The following is a 360-nucleotide window of genomic DNA, read 5'->3' on the forward strand; positions in this document are numbered from 1 at the left end:
ATATAGATATTGATCCGATTACTGAAGATTCAGTGATTAACGCAACTGAAGCTCAAGGGACGGTTACGATTACAGGTTCTATTACTGGTGAGGATTACGTTTCTGGAACAGTAACACTGACCATCAATGGCGTTGAGTATACAGGTCAAGTAATCGACGGGAAATATAGCATTGACGTCAATGGGTCTGACCTAAACTCCGATAGCGATAATATCGTCGACGCGAAGGTAGATGTAGTAAATGAAGCTGGAAATGTTGGCTCGGCTACTTCGACAGAGTTCTATCTAGTTGATTTAACAGCTAGAGGAACGATCGTTATTGAATCCATCACTGACGACAATGTTATCAATCAAAGTGAAA

The 360-nt window shown here is 40.8% G+C and carries 1 protein-coding gene; it reads left to right on the plus strand.

Going from position 1 to position 360, the window contains the following annotated elements; genetic code table 11:
- Positions 1-360 (plus strand): Ig-like domain-containing protein (locus tag AB4512_RS23895; RefSeq protein ID WP_372175984.1); only part of this gene is annotated, 360 nt, incomplete at both ends.

Source organism: Vibrio sp. 10N.222.52.B7 (assembly GCF_041474275.1).
GTDB lineage: Bacteria > Pseudomonadota > Gammaproteobacteria > Enterobacterales > Vibrionaceae > Vibrio > Vibrio crassostreae_C.